Source organism: Collinsella sp. CLA-AP-H1 (assembly GCF_040092945.1).
GTDB lineage: Bacteria > Actinomycetota > Coriobacteriia > Coriobacteriales > Coriobacteriaceae > Collinsella.
The window spans coordinates 58552-78452 of sequence record NZ_JBBNKO010000011.1; the positions used below are offsets into that span (position 1 = coordinate 58552).

A 19901-nucleotide genomic window follows, 5' to 3' on the forward strand; every position below is an offset into this window, starting at 1 on the left:
ATTCTGGGATATGACTAGACTCCGTATTTCGTCTTTATGTCCCTTGAGAATGAATCGTAGTCTTCATAGAGCCCCTCTCTGCTTTCATCCTCGGCGTGGTTTATACGTTCAAGGAGCTTATCCTTTGGAGCCTCTTTTGTTATTGCGGCCTCGCTATCGGGTATTGTGGATTGCAAGAATAGTTCTAGAGCATGGACGTCTTTGAGTATGTAGCCTGTCGAACGACCCGCTCCTGTTTTTTCGATTGCGCTGCAACTAACAAGCTGACCGAGGGTTCGTTTAACGGTGACCTCGCTGATATCGGGGCAGTTGGATCGGATGTCGGATTTCTTAATGACGCCGGGTCTCTGTTGAAATAGAACGGCGATGCGCGCTTGCTTCGACATGGGACGAGTGCTTGATTCAATTAAGGTACGCTGCTCGAGCTGTCGGTAGGCGGCCAGGGTTGTTCCGAGCATGAAACGGATAAAGGGTACTTCGGTGTTTTGATTTTCATTCCATCCAGTGGAGCTTGCAGCGAGAGCGTTGTAGTAAAGCGCTTTGTTGTCTTCAATAAGTCGTTCGATGCTGATGTAACGCGCAACGTCGTATCCAGTCTTTTCGAGCAGCAGCGTTGTAAGGAGCCGGCTCATCCTGCCATTGCCATCGTTGAAGGGATGAATGCTAACAAAATCGAAGATAAAGCGGAGCGATATAAGGAGGGGATCGCAAACTTGGCGAGATAAAGCATCGTTGAGGGACTGGCAGGCTTCTTTAATAAGTCCCGGGGTTGCTAGGGCCGAAGGGGGCCTAAAGCGCACAAATCGATTTCCTTGATCGTCAATGGAGACGATTTCGTTATCGCTATCTTTCCAATGGCCTCCATACGAGATTGCCGTGTGCGCCATGAGGTCACGATGCAACTGCAGAATGACCGATGGCGTTACGGGAATGGAATCGTGTTGCTCGTGAATAAGCGACAGCACATCTCGGTATCCAGCAATTTCTTCCTCTGCGCGGGAGCTTGGCTTGGCGGAATACGCCATGATCGCTTTGAGTCTTTTTTGGGTGGTAACAATTCCTTCAAGTCCGTTGGAGGACCGGGTGCTTTGGATCTTAGCCTCCTCCATTAGGGACGATAGAAGCTCGGGTTTGACTTGACTCAGAGCAAGCTGACGGCCTTTATGCTCGCGTATCGAGAGGAGGAGGTTGGTGATTGGAGTTGCTTCGAGTTCCGCTGGGACTGTGGTGTAATCGAACTGGCGCATGCGGCTCCTTTCGGTATCACGAACATACTTTCGATATCATAATATCATTAAATGATACCGAAAGTATGTTCGTGATACCGAAAACTAGAAACCATGCTTTATAACTGCTTGGAAAGTTCGGATTTGACTATCTTATTGTCTCGATCTGTAACAGTTAGACGGTTAAAAGTGGGCTACGTGTTACAGATTGAGATCTTTCAGCCCTGGTCGCCCGTTCATCTAAATCTATAACAGTTAGGATTGAAAATCCCTGCTAGATGTTACAAATCGAGACAAACGGCCTGCACGGGCCGAGCAAAAAAATAGGCCGCATGCGAACCCGTGGAGGGATTCGCATGCGGCCGACAGGGGGTATGCGGCAAAAGTTAGGCCATGAGCAGGCCGGTCTCTGCGACGTTCTTGTACCAGTACGCGCTCGCCTTGGGATAGCGCTTCTGGGTCTCGAAGTCGATGTAGAACAGGCCGTAACGTTTGTTATAGCCGTTGGTCCAGGAGAACTGGTCCTGCAGCGACCACACAAAGTAGCCGTCGACGTTTACGCCGCCGTCGATTGCCTTGAGGATCCACGCGAGATGCTGACGCATATAGTCGATGCGAGGGGCGTCGTCGATAAAGCCGTCCTCGAAGTCGTCCTTATAGCCCATGCCGTTCTCGGTGATGTAGATCTTCTTGTAGTTGGGGTAATCGTTCTTAATGCGGAGCAGTAGGTCGTACAGGCCCTCGGGATAGATGATCCAGTCCCAATCGGTGGTGGGTACGCCTTCGCGTACGCATGCCTCGCCAACGCCCTTGAGGAACCAGCGCGAGGAGCCCTTGTCGCCGGTGCCATTGTGGTTGATGTCGTTTTCGCCCTCGGCGGCACGCAGGAACTGACACTTGTAGGTGTTGACGCCCAGGCAATCGTTATAGGGGAGCGCGGCGGTCAGCGCGGCGATGTCCTCGTCGCGGACGTCGAGCTCGCCGCCGGCGATATGGGCCAGCTTGGTCGCAGCCTCCATGGTGTCGGCTGCATAGTGGCCGCGGAAGGTGGCGTCGAGTACCCAGCGGTTGTTGATGACGTCGGCCATGCGAGCTGCCTCGCAGTCGGCGGCATTGTTGGGGTCGAGGGGATACTTGGGCTCCAGGTTCTGGACAATGCCGATCTCGCCCTCAAAGCCGCCCTCATGGAAGGCGACGACGGCCTTGGCGTGGGCCACCATCATGTTGTGCATGAGCTGGAAGGCCTTGTCCAGGCGATACTTCTCGCCGTGCGGCCAGTTGCCGACGATAAAGCTGCCCTCGGCGGTCGCGGGAATCTCGTTAAAGGTAAACCAGTGCTTGACCTCGGTGAACTCGGCAAAGCAGAACTTGGCGTACTCGACAAAGGCGTCGATCGTCGTGCGCGTCAGGAAGCCCTCGCCGCCGTTCTGGTAAAAGGCCTCAGGTGTATCAAAGTGATCGAGCGTGACATAGGGGATAACGCCAGCTTTGTTGCAGGTGGCAAAGAGCTCGTGATAGAAGGCGACGCCCTCGGGGTTGATCTCGCCAGTGCCGTTGGGGAAGATGCGGCTCCAAGCGATGGAGACGCGGATACCGTTGATGCCGAAACGCTGGCACAGGTCGATATCGACCGGGTACTTGTTGTAGAAGTCGCTCGCGGGATCGGGGGAGAAGCGACCCTGAGCAGCCAGGAAATCGTCCCAGGGCACTTTGCCCTTGCCGTGCGTACGGGTCTCGCCCTCAACCTGGTAAGCAGCGGTGGCGCCGCCAAACACAAAGCCGTCGGGGAACTGCATGGGGTTGGTCATGAGTCATCCTTTCTGTGGGATACGAATAGGGAGCGGTGCCCGAACTGGGGATCCGGGCACCAACAGAGGGAGGAACCTAGTCGAGGTTCTCGCGGAGCCACTTGATGGCGCCAGCGGGGTCGCGGGTAAGGTCGATATATTCCTTACCGCGGGGAGCGAGCAGCTTAATGCCCAGACGATCGGTGTCGGCCTTCATGTCGTTGTAGTAGCTACGAACCTGCGGGGCGAGCACGATGACGTCGTACTGATCCATGATGGCAGTGTGCTGGCCATAGGCGCCTGCGGAGGAAGCGATGTTCTCTCCGGTCTGCGCAGCACCTTCCTTGATGGCGTTGGCAAGCATGGCAGAGGTGCCGGCGCCGGCGCACAGGACGAGGACTTTCAGACCGTCGACATCCTTCTTAGCGGATGCGTTGGCTGCGGGCTCGGGCTGATCGGCGACAGGCTCGCTGTCGGCGGCAGCGGCGGTCGGCTCGACGGAAGCGGTAGCCTGCTCGACAGCGGGCGCAGGGGCGTTGGCGGCGATGGTGGCAGCACCATCGGACTCGAGACCCAGCTCGGCGGCGCGCTCGGCCTCCTGGTCGCAGAGCAGCTTATCGTATGCCTTCAAGAACGGCAGGTAGATGATGGCGTCCAGCAAGATGATAATCGCGACAAACACCAGGGCGATAAGCTGGAAGTTTGTGGTGATGAAGATGCCGATGGGGGCAGGGGTAGCCCAAGGCACCACGAAGGAGAAGCCGTTCATGCCCACGTTATCGATAAAGAATTTGGCAACACTCACGTTGACGCAGCCGGCGGCAACAAAGGGGATGAGCATGTAGGGGTTAAGGATCATCGGCGCGCCAAAGAGCAGCGGTTCGTTGACGGCGAAGGCAACAGGAACAATCGAGGCCTTACCGACGGCTTTGAGCTGCTTGGACTTCATAAAGAGAATCAGCAGAAGCGGCACGATGAACGTGGCGCCGGTGCCGCCGAACTCACCTACGAGCGACATGTTAAAGGTGAGGGAGTGGGCGGGGTGACCACCGGCCAGCAGAACCTGCAGGTTCTCGGCCTGGTTGGCAAGACGGATGGGGTCGATGCCCGGCTGGACGATCGAGGGACCGTGGACGCCGATGAACCAGAAGAACGCGGTGGCTGCCTGGATAAGGATAAGGCCAGGATAGGTTTCTGCAGCGGTAAAGAGCGGGGAGAGCAGCTTGATGAGCAGCTCGGAGAACGGAACACCCATGAGGTTGCGCACGACGACATCGATGATGCCGCAGATGATGACGGCGCCGCCAAAGGGGATGATGTCGCGGAAGTTCTGAGCGATGGCGCCCGGGACCTCCTTGGGCAGCTTAATGGTCAGATCGCGCGAGACGCAGAATTTGTAGACCCACACGGTAATGAACGCGGCGATATAGGCCGAGAACAGACCACGCGTGCCCATGCTGGTGCAATCGAAGACCGAAAGCTCGGAGCCGTTGAACTTGGTGGTGAACTGCGTAACAGCGAGCAGCAGCATGCTGCACTGGGCGGCAACCATGGTGGAGCCGTCGTTGAGCACCTTGCCGGCGGGCATGCGACGGTTCATGGACGCCGTGAAGTTCTTGGCAGTGGTGCCGGCAACCATGATGCCCATGACGCCCATGGTGAAGTTGTACAGCTTGTTGCACCAGTCGATGAGCGGCTGGGGCAGCGTGATGCCAACTACGCCAGGAAGGGTGGCGATCAACAGAAAGATCGAAGAGGTGAGGACGATGGGCATGCACCCAAGGAATCCGTCCTTAATGGCCTGGAGGTAGACGTTCCTCGAGATCTTCTCAAAGAACGGTTGATGCTTTTCGAGCATCTTTACGATGGCGTCCATAGAGCTCCTTTGCTACTTGATGCGCGATGCATGTGGATGGAACTGGTCGTCGATGGATGGTCAGGACTGCCCGGAAACCTTCCTGCTTAAGGAAGGCATTGCGAAATGACAACGTTGTCATTTCGTTAATGACAACGTAAGACATTGTTGGAAGAGCAACAAGGATATACGGGTGAGCGGTCGATATTGTCCGGTAAACGGTTGATTTGTCAGTCGAGCAGGTAGTGTATGCTAGAACGCAAAAAACAAGCGATGCAAAACCGACTGGAGAAGTAGTGGCAACGATGGACAAGAAAAATGTCTCAATGAACGATGTGGCGATTGCTGCGGGTGTTTCTCTCAAGACGGTTTCGCGTGTGATCAACGAGCCCGATAGCGTGCGAGAGTCGACACGCGATAAGGTTCATTCCGCAATGGAGGCGCTCGGGTTTCGAACCAACTTTGCCGCGCGTTCGCTCAAGTTGGGCCGTTACGGGTGCATCGGCGTGGTGCTGTTCCACTTGTCGGGCGGTGCCGTGGACATGATTGACGGTATCGCAGATGCCGCCGAAGAACGCGGCTTTGCGCTCACGATGATCAAAAAGCGGGCGGGGGAGAAGATGACCCTTGCCGAAGCGGCGCGTAGGATGTCGCAGCTGCCTGTTGATGGCATGATCTTCAACCTGCGTCAGATGGTCGATGACTTTGATACTTTTGAGGCACCGAAAGACCTCAAGACGGTGATTATCACACCGATGGAACATCCTACCTGCTCCACCGTCAGTGACGACCAAGAGGGCGGCGCGCGCATGGCGTGCGAGTACTTCTTGAACCACGGGCATAAAAACGTGTACTTCGTCTCTGGTAAGAAAGAGTCGTTGTCGAGCCAGTGCCGTATGAAAGGTTGGCGTGCGGCACTCGAGGCGCGTGGCATTGAGCCGCCCGAGCCTCTGCAAGGCGATTGGAATGCGGATAGTGGCTATGCCGCGGGCCTTGTGCTTGCCGATAAGCCCGATTGCACGGCGGTCCTCGCTGCTAACGACTGCATGGCAAACGGCGTGATGATGGCTCTACGTGACAAAGGGCTCAGTGTGCCCAATGATGTGTCCGTGATCGGCTTCGACGATGAGCTCTATAAGACGATTCCCAACTCGATTCTGACGTCGGTGAAGTTCCGCCACCGCGAGCTGGGCGTCCGTGCGCTTAATGAGGTCGTCGCAGGTCTGGAAGCCCCGAGCTCCAGAAGCCGTACGCTCGTCTCGGGTGTGCTGGTCGAGCGTTCCAGCGTAAAGGACTTGCGGGCGTAGACGTGCTCGGCCTATTCCGTTTGTCTCAATCTGTAACAGCTAGGACCCAAAAACTCGGCTAGATGTTACGGATCGAGATTTTTGGCCCGGCTTATTCCGTTTGTCTCGATCTGTAACAACTAGACGGTCAAAAGTGGTCTACATGTTACAGATTGAGATTTTCGGCTTGGCCTGTGCGTTCATCTCGATCTGTAACAGCTAGGACCGAAAAACTCGGCTAGATGTTACAGATTGAGATGAACAGGAGGACGGGTGCGGTCTAAACAAAATGGCCCGCGCATCACACATCGATGCACGGGCCATTTATTGTCTGCAAGCGGCAGGTGGTGTCAGCGTCTTATGCCTCGAGGTTTTCCTCGATCCAGGCGACGGCACCCTTGGGATCCTTAGTGAGGTCGATGTACTGTTTGCCCTTGGGCGACAGCAGCGTGATGCCCAGGCGGTCGGTGTCGGCCTTCATCTCGTTGTAATAGGTGCGAACCTGCGGAGCCAGGACGATGACGTTGTACTGGTCCATGATGGCGTAGTGGCTGCCGTAGGCACCGGCGTTGGCGGTAATGTCGATGCCCAGCTCGTCGGCGCCTTCCTTAAGCGCGTTGGCGAGCAGTGCAGAGGTGCCGGCGCCAGCGCACAGAACCAGAACCCTCAGATCCTTGCCCTTAAGGGCGGACGGAGCTGCGGAGGCCTCAGTGGCAGAAGCGGTCTCGACAACAGGAGCCTCAACGGCGGGGGCGGCAGCGGTCTTGACGGCCTTGGTCTCCTCGGCCTCTTCTTCGGCCAGGGTCTCGGCCTCCTGCTTGCACAGGACGTTGTCGTAGGCCTTGCAGAACGGGTAGTAGATCAAGAAGTCAACGACCAGCAGGACGACAACCAGGACCAGAGAGATCGGCTGGAAGTTGGTGTCGATGAAGGTGCCGATCGGTCCGGGGAGTGCCCACGGCATGGCATAGATAAAGCCGTTCATGCCCAAAAAGTCGATGAAGAACTTACCAATGAGGACGTTGGCCACGGGGGCAAACAGGAACGGGATCAGGAAGTACGGGTTGAGGATGATGGGCGCGGCGAACAGCAGCGGCTCGTTGACGGCGAACATCACGGGCACGACAGAGGCTTTGCCGACGGCCTTGAGCTGCTTGGAGCGCATAAAGAGCAGGAAGATGATCGGGACAATGAACGTGGCGCCGGTGCCGCCGAGTTCGCCGATGTAGTTACCGAAGTTTTCGGTCAGGGCGAGGGCGGGGTGACCGCCGGCCTGCAGCGTGGCGAGGTTGGTGGTGATGTTGCCAAACAGCGCGGCGTTGAGGGCAGGCTTAACGACCGAGGGGCCGTGGATGCCCATGAACCAGAACAGCGGGATCATGAACCAGATGATGGCGAGGCCGGCGTAGGAATCGGCAGCGGCGAACAGCGGGCTCACCAGCGTGGAGATGACGTTGGCAAACGGGACGGCCAAGCAGGTGCGGCAGATAACGTCGATGACGGCGACAAACAGGATGGAGAAGCTGAAGGCGAAGATGTCGCGGAAGTTCTGGGCGATGGCGCCGGGGACTTCTTTGGGCAGCTTGATGGTGATGTCTCGCTTAATGCAGAAGGCATAGATGTTGACCGTGGCAAATGCGGCGACAAAGGAGCTCAGCAGGCCCTTGGTGCCCATGTTGTCGGTAAAGAACACCGAGACATCGGCGCCGTCGATCTTGGCACTCGTCTGGGTAACGGCCAAGATGAGCATAGCGCACATGGCGGCGACCATGGTGCTCGTGGCGTTGATGGCCTTGCCGGCAGGCATGCGGCGGTTCTTGGAGCCGGTCAGCGCGCTTGCGGTGGTGCCGGCGACCATGATGCCCACGACGCCCATCGTGAAGTTGTAAACCTTGTTGCAGAAGTTCACGACGTCGACGTTCCACCAGTCGGGCAGCGTAAAGCCGCCGACCGTGGCGACAACGCCCGGCAGGGTCGAAATAAGCAGGAAGACAGAAGAAGACAGGATGATGGGCATTGCTGCCAAAAAGCCGTCTTTAATGGCCTGAAGGTAGATGTTCTTAGAGACCTTGTCGAAGTACGGCTGACCTTTCTCCAAGAACTTAACGATCGATTCCATAGTTCACGCTCCTCTTTGCATGAAATCTTAATGGCATGGACGTTGAAAACCTATATGGTCTCCCGCTTGCTAAAAGCCCGGGTGCAGGCGGGGTCGGTCCCAGGGGGAGAGAGGGGAGCGGCTGGGTTTGTATCGCATAGGGCCGCTCCCTTCTCGGGGGAAAGCGAGGCGATGCGCTACTGCGCGTCCGCCATAGTGTCGGCGAGCTCCTTGTACCAGAGTGCCGACTGCTTGATGTAACGTTTTTGCGTGTCGAAGTCGATGTAGAACAGGCCGTAGCGCTTGTTATAGCCATTGGCCCACGAGAACTGGTCCTGCAGGCTCCAGATAAAGTAGCCCTGGACGTCGACGCCCTCGGCGCGCGCCTGGAGCACCTTCTCCATGTGCTGGTCGACAAAGTCGATGCGCTCGGGATCGGCGACGATGCCGTTTGCGTCGGGCTCGGGGTCCTTGTGGCCCAGGCCGTTTTCGGTGATATAGATGACGGGGAGGTTGGGATAGGAGGCGCTGATGTGCTTGAGCGTGTCGTAGAGGCCTTGCGGGTAGATGAGCCAATCCCAGTCGGTGGTGGGGATACCCGGCATATCGACCTGCTGCCCGACGCCCTTAAACTTAAAGCACGAGGTGCCCTTGTCTCCGGTGCCGTTAAAGCTGTTGGTGGACTCGCCATCGTAGGCGGCGATAAACGCCGACTGATAGTAGTTGAGGCCGAACATATCGTTGCGGGGCGCCGCCTTGGCGAGCTCCTCCATGTCGCTGTCCTCAACCGTAAGCGTGGCGTTGTTGGCACGCAGAATCTCGTTGATGAGTGAGAGGGTGCGCGCGGAGTAGTGGCCCAGGAAGGCGCCGTCCATGATGAAGTCGGTGTAGAAGGCGTTGTACAGGTCGGCGGCGTGCTGGTCGGCGGGCGAGTCGGTGGCAGGATATGCCGGCGTCAGGACGTTGACCATGCCAATGCGTCCGCCCAGGTGCTCGGTCTCGTCAAGATCCTTATACAGGTTGACGGCGCGGGCGTGGGCAACGAGCTCGTTGTGCTGGCTCTGGATGCCGCTCGTCACATCAAAGTGATGGTTGGGCGGGAAGTTGCCTTGGATGTATTGGGAGTGCGAGAGGCTGATGAGCTCGTTGATGGTGAACCAATTCTTGACCTCGCGGAACTCGCGGAAGCAGAACTCGGCATAGCGCACATAGGCGTCGACGGTCTTGCGGTTGAGCCAGTCGCCCTGGTTGAACAGGGCGGCGGGGGAGTCAAAGTGATGCAGGGACACATAGGGCTCGACGCCATACTTTTTGCAGCAGGCGAACAGCTCGTGGTAGTGCTTAACGCCCTCGGCGAGGGGCTCGGCATCGTCGCCGTTGGGGAAGATGCGGGTCCAGGCGATGGACACACGGATGGCGTTGAGTCCATGCTCGGCAGAAAGGCGGATATCCTCCTCGTAGCGGTTGTAGAAATCACTGGCCGGGTCGGGCAAAAAGCGACCCTGGGCGACAAGGTAATCGTCCCACATGGTCTTACCCTTGCCTGCCACCTTCGTGGAACCTTCCGTTTGGTACGCGGCGGTTGCGGCGCCCCAAACAAAGCCCTTCGGCAGCTGCTGTACGCGGTTTAGCAAAGACATATGCATACATCCTCTCGTCTCGCTGTTCGATATTGTGCGTTTGCGCTCAGGAGGCTCCCTGGTTAGCGTTCAGCGGTGAAAAAGCCCGATAAACACTATCTTAAAATGATTAGAACCAAAATGAGCACGTGAACATTTGACAATGAGCACGTTAACATCCGGCTGGGATGTATAGAAACAAAACAACTTCAAACAGCCGCGAACGGTTGTATTTGTTCGGTAAGCGGTTTTGATTGACAGAAGTTTTCATGTTGTGGTATATGGCTCGGGTATCATGAGCACGTTATCAATGTATGTACGATGCGCCATGGGCGCGGGGAATAGTTGGGAAGCAGGTTAGCGTGGAAGGCATGGATCAGCAGACAAGGAATGGTCGTTCGGCGAGCGCGGCAGAGGTTGCGGCGCTCGCTGGCGTGAGCCGCCAGACTGTGTCTCGCGTGGTCAACGGTATGCCCAACGTGACGGAAAAGACGCGCAAGCGTGTGCTGGCCGCCATGGAAGAGCTGGGCTTTCGTCCCAATTTTGCTGGAGCGGCGTTGCGCGGCGGGTCGTATCGTTCTATTGGCCTGTGCATGTACAACATCACACGTGTCGGTAACCTGGCGACGCTCGAGGGTATCATGCAAGCGGCGCGCGAGCACGATTTTGCCGTCACTATGATCGAGATGGGCGGCGACAAGCCCTATGCACTTGCCGATGCCTCGCGCCGCATGGTCGAGCGACCCGTCGACGGCATGATTCTCAACATGAACCGCATGGCTCCCGATTTTGAGGAGTTTGTTCCCCAGCCGGGAGTGCGAACGGTCATCCTGTCCATGTATGCGCATCCGCGCTGCACGACGATCGACTCCGACCAGTATGGTTCGTGCGAGTTGTTGACCAATTATCTGCTGGAACATGGTCACTCGAATATGCGGTTTGTGGCGGGTCCGGAAAACTCGATTTCCTCGCGTTTTCGTGAGGCCGGTTGGCGCGATACGCTGGGTCGTGCTCATGTCGATGCCGCTCCGATGCTGCGCGGCGATTGGAGTGCGGACAGTGGGTACGCCATGGGCGAGCGGATTGCGGCCGAGGTGCTTGCCGGCGGGTCGCAGGCGCCGACTGCCGTGCTTGCGGCAAATGACCAGATGGCGCTGGGCGTTATCGCCGCGCTCGAGAACGCGGGCCTGTCCGTGCCCGACGACGTGAGCGTGGTTGGTATCGACGACGCACTCGAGGGACTTGTTCCTCACAATCGGCTGACGACGCTGCGATTTGATTTGCGCGGTGTCGGTAAGCTTGCGTTTGAGGCGGCGATTGGAGAGAGCTCGTCTATCGAGGCGATTCATGTGCCGAGCACGCTGGTCGAACGCTCGACTGTTAGGGACATACGGGGTTAGGTCCTACTCCGTTTGTCTCGATTTGTAACAGGTAGACGGTCAAAAGCGGGCTACGTGTTACAGATTTAGATTCTTCGGAAAGAGCAATCCTGTTCGTCTCAATCTGCAACAGCTAGGACCCAAAAACTCGGCTAGATGTTACAGATTGAGACAAACAGACCCCGAACCGCCCAAAAAGGCCGGGGGCGGCGCGCCGTGTGACGTGCCGCCCCCGGCTGAGAAATGGGGACAGGTTATGTGGGCGGTGCAATTCCGCCAACCGCTTGTCGCAAGCCGCTAGTCCAGACGACGGGTCTGCGCTACGTGCTTGTACCAGTATGCGCTTGCCTTGGGCGTTCGCTTCTGGGTTTCAAAGTCAACGTAGAAGAAGCCGTAACGCTTGTTGTAGCCATTGGTCCAGGAGAACTGATCCTGCAGGCTCCACAGGAAGTAACCGCCCACGTTGACACCCACCTCCATGGCCTTAAGCAGCCAGCGCAGGTGCTGCTCGATGTAGTCGATGCGCGGCTGGTCGTCCACAAAACCGTCCTTGTAGGGGTCCTTGTAGCCCATGCCGTTCTCGGTGATGAAGATCTGCTTGTAGTTGGGGTAGCGCTGCTTAATGTAGACGAGCAGATCGAACAGGCCCTCGGGATAGATGATCCAGTCCCAGTCGGTGGTAGGGATGCCAGGCTTGTTCACGTGCTCGCCAATGCCCTTGACGCGCCAGCGGCCGGTGCCCTTCTCGCCCGTACCGTTGTGGTGCAGGTCGTTCTCGCCATCGTAAGCCTTCAAAAAACGGCACTGGTAGTTGTTAACGCCCAGGTAGTCGTTGTAGAGCGCTGCCTCGCGCATAATCTCGAGGTCCTCGTCCAAGATCTCGATGGTGCCGCCCGAGACGGCAGCCAGGCGGTTGGCGCACTCGAGGGTGTCGGGGGCATACTCGCCGCGGAACGTCGCGTCGAGCAAAAACTGGTTTTGCAGCACGTGCTCGTTGTTGGCGGCTTTGATGTCGGCGGGGTCGTTCTCGTTGAGCGGGTACTTAAACTCCAGCGACTGGATGACGCCGATTTTGCCCTTAAAGCCGCCGTTGTGGAAGGCCAGCACGGCCTTGGCGTGGGCGAGCATCATGTTGTGCTCGCACTGGAAGGCCTCGGCCAGATGCGCCTTGACGCCACCGGGGAAGGTGCCCTCGATGTAGGTGTTGGAGGCGTCGGCCCAGATCTCGTTAAAGGTGAACCAGTAGGTCACCTGGTCGGCGTACTCCTTAAAGCAGAAGGTGGCAAAGTCCACAAAGGCGTCGATGGTCTCGCGGTTGAGGAAGTCGCCCTTCTCAAAGAGGGGAAGCGGCGTGTCAAAGTGATGCAGCGTGACGAACGGCTCAACGTGGTGCTTGTGGCACTCGGCGAAGAGATCGTGGTAGAACTGGACGCCCTCGGGGTTGATTTCGCCGGTGCCGTTGGGGAAGATGCGGCTCCAGGCGATGGAGAGACGAATGCCGTTGATGCCGAACTCCTCGCACAGCTCCAGGTCGACGGGGTACTGGTTGTAGAAGTCCGAAGCGGGATCGGGGGAGAAGCGCCCCTGGGCCTCCAGAAAGTCGTCCCAGGCAACCTTGCCCTTACCGTGAGTGCGGGTCTCGCCCTCTACCTGGTAGGCAGCGGTGGCGCCGCCAAAGACAAAGTCCTCGGGAAACTGCGCGGGCGGGTTGGTGACGCTAGCAGGATTAACGGACATGATGATCCAATCGTCTAAATCGAAGGGCCAGCCGGTCTTGGATGGTCGGCTGGCCCTGGGCGTTACTTACTTCGAAAGTTGCTCACTCACGAAGGCGAGAGACTTGTCGCCGTTCTGGGAGAGCTCGATGTACTGCTTACCGCGGCAGGCGACGCACTTGTTGCCCACGCGCTCGCAGTCCTTCTGCAGGTCGGCCAGGTAGCTTGCGGCCTGCGGGGCCAGAACGACCAGGTCAAAGTCGGGGAGCATGTCCACGTGGTTGCCATAGGCCTCGGCAGCGGTCTCAAGATCAATGCCGCGCTCCTTGGCGGCCTTGGCCAGCGCGTTGGCGAGCAGGCCCGAGGTTCCGCCACCCTGGCAGAGCACGAGTACGCGCTTGCCGTTGAGGTCGCTGGCGGTCGTTGCCTCGGCAGCGGGTGCTGCAGAAGCGGCGGGGGCATCGGCCTTCACGGCCTCGGCAGCAGCGCCGGCGGCAACGCTCTTGGCATCAGCCTTGCCCTGGAAGGCATCGTTGAGCTTGGCAGCCTTCTCGGCGTTCTTGGCGGCGAGCTCCTCCTGGGAGATCTCGGCCTCCTCGGCGCACTTCTGGGCGTCATAGGCACGGAAAAACGGGTAGTACAGAACGAAGTCGACGACCAGGATAAGGGCGAGCATCACAAAAGCGAGCGGCTGGAAGCCCAGGCCCATGATGGTGCCGATGGGGCCGGGGACGGTCCAAGGCAGGGTGTACATAAAGCCGTTCATGCCCAAGAAGTCGATAAAGATCTTGAGGATCCAGATGTTGGCGATCGGGGCAAAGACGAACGGGACAAAGAAGACGGGGTTGAGCACGATAGGCGCGGCGAACAGCAGCGGCTCGTTGACGGCAAAGCACACGGGGACGATGGCGGCCTTACCGACGGCGCGCATCTCCTGGGACTTGGCCAGGAAGCAGAACATAAAGACCAGGACGAGCGTGGCGCCGGTGCCGCCCATGCAGACGACGAAGTACTGGGCACCCTGGGTCAAGACAGCGGAAGCGTGCTGGCCGGCCTGGAACGCAGCCAGGTTGTCGGTCATGTTGGCAACGAGGGCGGCGGCGATGGCGGGCTCGACGATCGAGGGGCCGTGGACGCCGACGAACCAGAACAGGCTCATGGCGCCGTAGATCACAGCAAGGCCGATGTAGCCGTCGGCAGCGGTGAACAGGGGCTGGAACACCTGGATGACACCCTGGGCAAAGCAGAAGCCAAAGGCAGCGCGGAAGACGATGTCGAAGACCCAAAAGACGGTGATGCAGACGGAGAAGGGGATGATGTCCTTAAAGGTCTGCGAGATGTTGGGCGGAACCTGCTCGGGCATCTTGACGGTGATGTTGCGCTTGATAAAGAACTTGTAGATGATGCCGGTCACAAACGCAGCGATGAAGGCGGTCAACAGGCCCTTGGAACCAAGGTAGGTGGTGTTGAAGCCACTGGCGGCGTCCGTGGCGATCGTGTCGCTCGAAAGGAGCAAGAAGCCGATGATGGCCGCGCACATGCACGAGATAAAGTTGATCTGGTTATTCTTGGGCAGATCGCGGTTCTGGGCGTCGGCGAAGTGCTTGGCGGTGGTGGCGGCACAGGCGATGGCCAGGATGCCCATGGAGTAGTTGTAGCACTTCCACAGGGCATTGTTGATGTCATCGGGCCAGTAGAAACCCCAGATGTTGGGGACCGAGGCTACCAGGCAGAAGATGGACGAGAAGATGATGATGGGGATGACGGAGATAAAGCCGTCGCGGATCGCCTTGAGGTACTTGTTGCGGGCGATCGCGTTGAAAAAGGGCTGGCCCTTTTCGATGATGGCGATGAGTTGCTCCATGCAATGCTCCTAAGAGTCGGTGGGTTAGCAACGATGGTAGCTTTTGACTTTCGGTTGCCAAAATGTTGACGTTGCCATTTTGTGACACAAAAAAAGAAGCGAACCGGTGGTCCCTGTGCCTGTGGACCGTCGACTCCTTGCGCGTAAACGATTGAGCCGCCCGGTGGCTCTATGTTTGCACAATGGTAACGTTAACATTTGGTCGACAAAAGCCGTTCGGGGAAGCAAAAATGTCGGTGAACGGTAGGTTTTGGGTGGTGAGCGTATGGTGGGGAAGGCGTTGGATATACTTGAAGGCGTTAAAAATGACTGCACAAGGTGCCACCAATGGCATCGTTGACATAGAAAGATCGACCTATGGCCGCTGTTAAAAAATCGGTATCCGTTAAGGATGTGGCGCGTCTCGCGGGCGTCTCGGAGCAGACAGTCTCGCGCACCGTCCACGATTCGCCCAGCGTGCGCCCTGAGACCAAGGAGCGCGTGCGCGCCGCCATGCGCGAACTGGGGTATCGCCCCAATTTTGCCGGTCGATCGCTGCGCCGTGGCAAGTTTAAGACCGTCGGCGTCGCCATGTTCAACATTACCGGTACCGGCAACCTCGACCGTATGGAGGGCTTTGCCGCCGCCGCCGATAAGCACGGCTACGCCATCACCCTCACTAAAGTAGATGGACATCCCTATACCCTCGAGAGCGCATCGTCGCGCATGAGCGCGCTGCCGGTAGACGGCATGGTCGTGATCATGAATCGCATGCCGGCGGACTTTGGCACCTTTGAGCCGCTGCCCGGTATGCAGACGGTGCTCGTTACCATGCTAGAGCACCCGCTGTGCTCGACGGTCGATAACGACCAGTTCGATTGCTCGCGCCAGGTGGTCGAGTACTTGCTGGGGCGGGGGCACAAGACTGTGCACTTTATCTCGTGTCCCGAGCGTTCGCTTTCGGGCATGCGGCGCGAGGAAGGCTGGCGCGAGACATTGCGCGCGCATGGTATTGAACCGCCGCGACTCGTCCGTGGGGATTGGACGGCACAGAGCGGATATGCCGCAGGCCAGGCTCTGGCGGATGATCCGACCTGCACGGCCATCTATGCCTCCAACGACGCCATGGCCTACGGCTGCATTTGCGGGCTCGAGTCGCGCGGAAAGCATGTGCCCGAGGACGTGAGCGTGGCGGGTGTTGACGATAGTCTGGGCGATATCGTGCCCGACCGTCGCCTGACCACGGTGCGCTTTGACAACAAGCGCGTCGGCATGTGGGCGGTCGACAAGATTGCCGGCGCCGATGGGGGTGCGTCTGGCGTGGAGCACATGCTGATCCCCGGTGTGCTCGTAGAGGGCGATACGGTGCGCGATTTGCGTTAGGGTGCGGTCCTGTTTGGGTTGTCACTAACTGTGTTCGATATTGTTCAGATTGGTTTAAAAACCGTTCACGGGCGAAAAGTGACCGTTCATAGCTTGAAATTGCGTTTTGCGCTGTTCTTTTTTGTTTGAATGTTAATGTTTTTGTCATACAGAACGCAGCGCGTATGCCCGGACGCGATGCTCTCCATTGGTTCATATGTGAAAGGAACGCAATATGGCAACCAAAGAAGAAATCTCGATGGTTGGATTCGAGATTGTCGCATACGCAGGTGACGCCCAGACCGATCTGCTTGCAGCGCTCGATGCTGCTCGCGAGGGCGATTTTGAGAAGGCCGAACAGCTGCACAAGGATGCCAGCGATGCACTTATCGGCGCCCACGACACGCAGACCAAGCTGCTTTCGCAGGAGGCCGGCGGTGGCGAGATGGAGATGACCTTCATCATGGCTCACGCTCAGGACACTCTCATGACCACTATGATCCTGGAGAAGCAGGCCCGCTTTACCATCGATGCCTACAAGCGCATCGCCGAGCTCGAGGCCAAGCTCGCCTAACGAGCCCTCACAACCAAGTCCCCTTCCAAAAGCTCTGCCGCTACCCGCGGCAGGGCTTTTTCTGTCCTCCTCCAAGTTGCGGTGAAATAGGGACTGAATAGGGGCCGACGGGCGCAAAACAATCCCTATTCCACCGCAACTCATCCGGAGATAGTCATTGGGGACAGTCTTGGTGCGCTCTGTTCGTCTTCCCGTTCGTTTTTTGCTCGGTGGGTATACTTCCTTTCGCATTAAGCCCCGGACTGAGGAGGTATCCAAATGCCGGATAACGGGTCAATACAAAAAAGAGACGCGCACGAGATGGCTCATGGGCGTCCTGTCCAGATAACCGAGCACACGACGGTAACAGAGCTGCAGCCCAGCCTGTCCGATGTCGTGTGCGCAAACAAAAAGCTGCAGATTGGCTTTATCGTTGCGCTCGTGGTACTGGCGCTGCTGTCGGGCTTTGTAGCTCGTCCGCATTTCGCCGATACCAAAACTTGGGACTCCACCATCGAGGTCATCGACCAAAAGAAGGGTAACGTACTGGCGCTCACGACCTCGTGCGTGGCGCTGTCTGCGGGCATTACCGCGCTGCCGGGTGATACGGGAACGCCGGTTGCCGAGCAGCTCGCGCAGCTTTCAGGCAACCTTGGTATCGTGCTTGCCGTGCTCTACCTCGAGAAATACCTGCTAACCATTTTGTGGTCGGTTGGCTTGGGCATCTTAATCCCGTTTGCGTTGGTGCTCTTTGCGGTGTCGCTCGGCATTCACGGGCGCTGGAGCACGAGCACTGTCCTGCGCCGTGTGGCGACACGCGTACTGGTGGTTGCCGTGATCGGCATGGCGCTCGTGCCCGCGAGCGTATGGGTGTCGCAAAAGGTCGATGAAACGTATCGCGTAAGTATTGAGCAAGCTGAGCAAAAGGCTGCGGACGCTGCGGACGCGGCCGACACCACGGACAAGTCAGCCGAGACCAGCTCAAAATCGAACAAGAAAAAATCCGAGGCCACGGAGTCCAAAAACGTGCTCGAGCAGTTGACTGATGGGGCATCGAGCCTTGTTACGTCGGTGACCAGCGGCGCCAAGCAGATGACCGACGAGATCGTGCAGCAGGTGACCAATCTGATTGAAGGCGTCATCGTGATGATCGTGACCTCGTGCGTTATCCCGCTACTGGTGCTCGTGGCGTTCCTATGGCTAGGACACGTGCTGCTGGGGCTCGATATTTCCGGCCCGGCGAACTATTTGACGGGCCGCTTTCTGGGTGCTCCGTCCAAGCACGCCAAAAAGGGTGGGCAGTCCGAGTAGCTAAAACAGCTGTATATACCGGGGAATACCGCCGAAGGGCGGCCGAGACGCGTTCTCGGCCGCCCTTTTGTTTGTTGAACACATGGTCGCTACGTCCGCGCCCGGCTCAAACGGTCAGCAATCATCCGTGAACGATATTTGTTCAAAAAAGAACAAAGATAAACAAATAGTTGTTGCAGTTAGTGTTCGAATGTGTTCAAATAAACATGAACAGTGAAGAACCGCACATTCAGATGCCCGGACCTGAACGCGATTCAACACTTCCAAACAGAAACTACGCACCTGCGTATCTCTCAAGGAGGATGTCATGAGGGTTGTAATCGCTTCCGATGCCGACGGTATGTCGATGAAGGAGTCCATCAAGGAGATGCTCATCGCCGACGGTCACGAGGTCGTCGACTATTCCGAGACCCCTGCCGCGGACTTTGTCGATTCCGCGACCGCCGTTGCCAAGGACCTGCTGGAGCACAAGGATTCCCAGGGCTTTGCATTCGATAAGTACGGCGTCGGCTCCTATATGGCCGCCGTCAAGATCAAGGGCATGGTCGTCGCCAACATTTCCGACGAGCGTTCCGCTTACATGACCCGCGAGCACAACGGCTCGCGCATGGTCACCATGGGCCCGGGCGTTGTGGGCACCGAGGTCGCCAAGAAGATCGCCCGCGAGTTCCTGCGCGCCCAGTACGCCGGCGGCCGTCACCAGATCCGTGTCGACATGCTCAACAAGATGGCCTAACGAGAGCCACCGAGAACTCGAACTTCTACCTCAACTTGTGAATTCAGACGAAAGGACGTTCTGATGAAGAAGACCATCGCAATCGGTTGCGACCATATCGTTACGGACGAGAAGATCTATCTGGCCGACCGCCTGGAGCAGGCTGGCTACAAGGTGCTCGACTGCGGCACCTACAGCCACACCCGTACGCACTATCCCATCTACGGCAAGGCCGTGGGCGAGGCCGTTGCCAGCGGCAAGGCCGATTTTGGCGTGGCCCTGTGCGGCACCGGCATCGGCATCACCAACGCCGTCAACAAGGTTCCCGGCGCCCGCTGCGCCCTGGTCCGCGACATGACCTCTGCCCTGTATGCCCGTCGCGAGCTCAACGCCAACATCGTGGGCTTTGGCGGCAAGATTACCGGCGAGTTCCTGATGGCCGATATCATGCTTGCCTTCCTGGAGGAGCCCTACGAGAAGACCCCCGAGCACGATGCCCTGATCGCCAAGATCGATGCCTGCAATAAGGCCGACGCCGAGGCTCAGGCTGACCCGCACTTCTTTGACGAGTTCCTCGAGAAGTGGGACCGCGGCGAGTACCACGACTAATTAGGTTCCGGCGTTCTGCCGAACGCCGGACCGGCCGACGCTGCGAAGCCATCTGGCGGGCAATCTGCCGTTCAGCTTCGGCGGCATGACCAAAAGGTCAATGCCGCCTCGCTTCACGGCACCTTGCCTCGCCAGCTGACTTCTCGCTCATATGACCCAATCCGCTGTCAAGAGCCACAATGGCCCCGCCGACCGCTTGCAATCGGTCGGCGGGGCCTGCCGTTGAACCCGTCCCGGTCCGCCCCCGGCATGTCGTCGACGCCTTCGGCTCAGTCTCATATCCGCGGATACCGCTCCGGCGGCCCGCAATCCTCTCCTTCGGCGGGGTTCCCCTAGTCTGACTTCGCGCATGCGGCGGTCGCCGCGCGCACAGCGAGAACGGGGGTGTCCCCGAAGGCTGCCCGGCTCGCCGGGACGGGGCTATGTCTATTCGCCGGCCTCCCGGCACATCGTGCCGAGGGCCCACAGCCATCTCACGAGCTCGGCGGCGGTGGCGGCGTTCGCCTTCGCCTGGGGCATGCCCCTCTCGAGCATCTCCTCGCG

At 58.2% G+C, this 19901-nt stretch carries 14 protein-coding genes; 7 read left to right on the forward strand and 7 right to left on the reverse strand.

The window, feature by feature from the left end; genetic code table 11:
* Window positions 1–14: 14 nt before the first annotated feature.
* From AAAV44_RS07210 to AAAV44_RS07220, 3 genes are all read right to left on the reverse strand, one after another.
* Window positions 15–1247: a Fic family protein gene (locus tag AAAV44_RS07210; RefSeq protein ID WP_349115183.1), complete on the reverse strand. Its 1233-nt coding sequence runs from the start codon at window positions 1245–1247 to the stop codon at window positions 15–17.
* A 365-nt stretch (window positions 1248–1612) separates the two neighbouring features.
* A complete protein-coding gene (gene lacG, locus AAAV44_RS07215) occupies window positions 1613–3034 on the reverse strand; it encodes a 6-phospho-beta-galactosidase (protein ID WP_349115184.1) in 1422 nt (473 codons plus the stop codon).
* A gap of 76 nt (window positions 3035–3110) precedes the next feature.
* The gene (locus tag AAAV44_RS07220; protein WP_349115185.1) at window positions 3111–4889 is read right to left on the reverse strand and encodes a PTS lactose transporter subunit IIBC; all 1779 of its coding nucleotides are present in this window, start codon (window positions 4887–4889) and stop codon (window positions 3111–3113) included.
* 284 nt (window positions 4890–5173) lie between these two features.
* Between AAAV44_RS07220 and AAAV44_RS07225 the strand changes: the two genes are divergently transcribed.
* Complete coding sequence (locus tag AAAV44_RS07225) at window positions 5174–6175, forward strand: LacI family DNA-binding transcriptional regulator (RefSeq protein WP_117583550.1); 1002 nt, start codon at window positions 5174–5176, stop codon at window positions 6173–6175.
* Between the two features lie 337 nt (window positions 6176–6512).
* Here AAAV44_RS07225 and AAAV44_RS07230 read toward each other — a convergent pair whose 3' ends face one another.
* Together AAAV44_RS07230 and lacG (AAAV44_RS07235) are read right to left on the reverse strand one after the other, a co-directional pair.
* On the reverse strand, window positions 6513–8273 hold the full coding sequence (locus tag AAAV44_RS07230) for a PTS lactose transporter subunit IIBC (RefSeq protein WP_349115186.1): 1761 nt from the start codon (window positions 8271–8273) through the stop codon (window positions 6513–6515).
* 176 nt (window positions 8274–8449) lie between these two features.
* Window positions 8450–9898 (reverse strand): 6-phospho-beta-galactosidase, encoded by a 1449-nt coding sequence (lacG, locus tag AAAV44_RS07235; RefSeq protein WP_349115187.1) that lies wholly within the window; start codon window positions 9896–9898, stop codon window positions 8450–8452.
* Window positions 9899–10242: 344 nt separating this feature from the next.
* Between lacG (AAAV44_RS07235) and AAAV44_RS07240 the strand changes: the two genes are divergently transcribed.
* Window positions 10243–11271 (forward strand): substrate-binding domain-containing protein, encoded by a 1029-nt coding sequence (locus tag AAAV44_RS07240; RefSeq protein ID WP_040358938.1) that lies wholly within the window; start codon window positions 10243–10245, stop codon window positions 11269–11271.
* 276 nt (window positions 11272–11547) lie between these two features.
* Here AAAV44_RS07240 and lacG (AAAV44_RS07245) read toward each other — a convergent pair whose 3' ends face one another.
* Window positions 11548–12987 carry a 6-phospho-beta-galactosidase gene (lacG, locus tag AAAV44_RS07245; RefSeq protein ID WP_271732078.1) on the reverse strand — a complete coding sequence of 480 codons (1440 nt, stop codon included), beginning with the start codon at window positions 12985–12987 and terminating at the stop codon, window positions 11548–11550.
* 66 nt (window positions 12988–13053) lie between these two features.
* Window positions 13054–14829 (reverse strand): lactose/cellobiose PTS transporter subunit IIB, encoded by a 1776-nt coding sequence (locus AAAV44_RS07250; protein WP_349115188.1) that lies wholly within the window; start codon window positions 14827–14829, stop codon window positions 13054–13056.
* 357 nt (window positions 14830–15186) lie between these two features.
* Here AAAV44_RS07250 and AAAV44_RS07255 point away from each other — a divergent pair, with 357 nt between their 5' ends.
* The 5 genes from AAAV44_RS07255 to lacB all read left to right on the forward strand — a co-directional run bounded on the left by AAAV44_RS07255 (window position 15187) and on the right by lacB (window position 19358).
* Window positions 15187–16191 (forward strand): LacI family DNA-binding transcriptional regulator, encoded by a 1005-nt coding sequence (locus AAAV44_RS07255; protein ID WP_349115189.1) that lies wholly within the window; start codon window positions 15187–15189, stop codon window positions 16189–16191.
* A gap of 214 nt (window positions 16192–16405) precedes the next feature.
* On the forward strand, window positions 16406–16744 hold the full coding sequence (locus AAAV44_RS07260; protein ID WP_055252615.1) for a PTS lactose/cellobiose transporter subunit IIA: 339 nt from the start codon (window positions 16406–16408) through the stop codon (window positions 16742–16744).
* Between the two features lie 258 nt (window positions 16745–17002).
* Window positions 17003–18034 carry a hypothetical protein gene (locus AAAV44_RS07265; protein ID WP_349115190.1) on the forward strand — a complete coding sequence of 344 codons (1032 nt, stop codon included), beginning with the start codon at window positions 17003–17005 and terminating at the stop codon, window positions 18032–18034.
* Window positions 18035–18341: 307 nt separating this feature from the next.
* Window positions 18342–18770, forward strand: a complete 429-nt coding sequence (gene lacA, locus AAAV44_RS07270) for a galactose-6-phosphate isomerase subunit LacA (protein ID WP_006234830.1) — start codon at window positions 18342–18344, stop codon at window positions 18768–18770.
* A gap of 63 nt (window positions 18771–18833) precedes the next feature.
* A complete protein-coding gene (lacB, locus tag AAAV44_RS07275; RefSeq protein ID WP_006234831.1) occupies window positions 18834–19358 on the forward strand; it encodes a galactose-6-phosphate isomerase subunit LacB in 525 nt (174 codons plus the stop codon).
* Window positions 19359–19901 lie beyond the last annotated feature (543 nt).

Bases quoted from the DNA above. Each gene is read 5' to 3' on its own strand.
- AAAV44_RS07250 (WP_349115188.1), bottom strand. From the start codon at position 14,829: ATGGAGCAACTCATCGCCATCATCGAAAAGGGCCAGCCCTTTTTCAAC.
- AAAV44_RS07220 (WP_349115185.1), bottom strand. From the start codon at position 4,889: ATGGACGCCATCGTAAAGATGCTCGAAAAGCATCAACCGTTCTTTGAG.
- lacA (WP_006234830.1), top strand. From the start codon at position 18,342: ATGAGGGTTGTAATCGCTTCCGATGCCGACGGTATGTCGATGAAGGAG.
- AAAV44_RS07260 (WP_055252615.1), top strand. From the start codon at position 16,406: ATGGCAACCAAAGAAGAAATCTCGATGGTTGGATTCGAGATTGTCGCA.
- lacB (WP_006234831.1), top strand. From the start codon at position 18,834: ATGAAGAAGACCATCGCAATCGGTTGCGACCATATCGTTACGGACGAG.
- AAAV44_RS07230 (WP_349115186.1), bottom strand. From the start codon at position 8,273: ATGGAATCGATCGTTAAGTTCTTGGAGAAAGGTCAGCCGTACTTCGAC.
- lacG (WP_349115184.1), bottom strand. From the start codon at position 3,034: ATGACCAACCCCATGCAGTTCCCCGACGGCTTTGTGTTTGGCGGCGCC.
- AAAV44_RS07240 (WP_040358938.1), top strand. From the start codon at position 10,243: ATGGATCAGCAGACAAGGAATGGTCGTTCGGCGAGCGCGGCAGAGGTT.
- AAAV44_RS07255 (WP_349115189.1), top strand. From the start codon at position 15,187: ATGGCCGCTGTTAAAAAATCGGTATCCGTTAAGGATGTGGCGCGTCTC.
- AAAV44_RS07265 (WP_349115190.1), top strand. From the start codon at position 17,003: ATGCCGGATAACGGGTCAATACAAAAAAGAGACGCGCACGAGATGGCT.
- lacG (WP_271732078.1), bottom strand. From the start codon at position 12,987: ATGTCCGTTAATCCTGCTAGCGTCACCAACCCGCCCGCGCAGTTTCCC.
- AAAV44_RS07210 (WP_349115183.1), bottom strand. From the start codon at position 1,247: ATGCGCCAGTTCGATTACACCACAGTCCCAGCGGAACTCGAAGCAACT.
- AAAV44_RS07225 (WP_117583550.1), top strand. From the start codon at position 5,174: ATGGACAAGAAAAATGTCTCAATGAACGATGTGGCGATTGCTGCGGGT.
- lacG (WP_349115187.1), bottom strand. From the start codon at position 9,898: ATGCATATGTCTTTGCTAAACCGCGTACAGCAGCTGCCGAAGGGCTTT.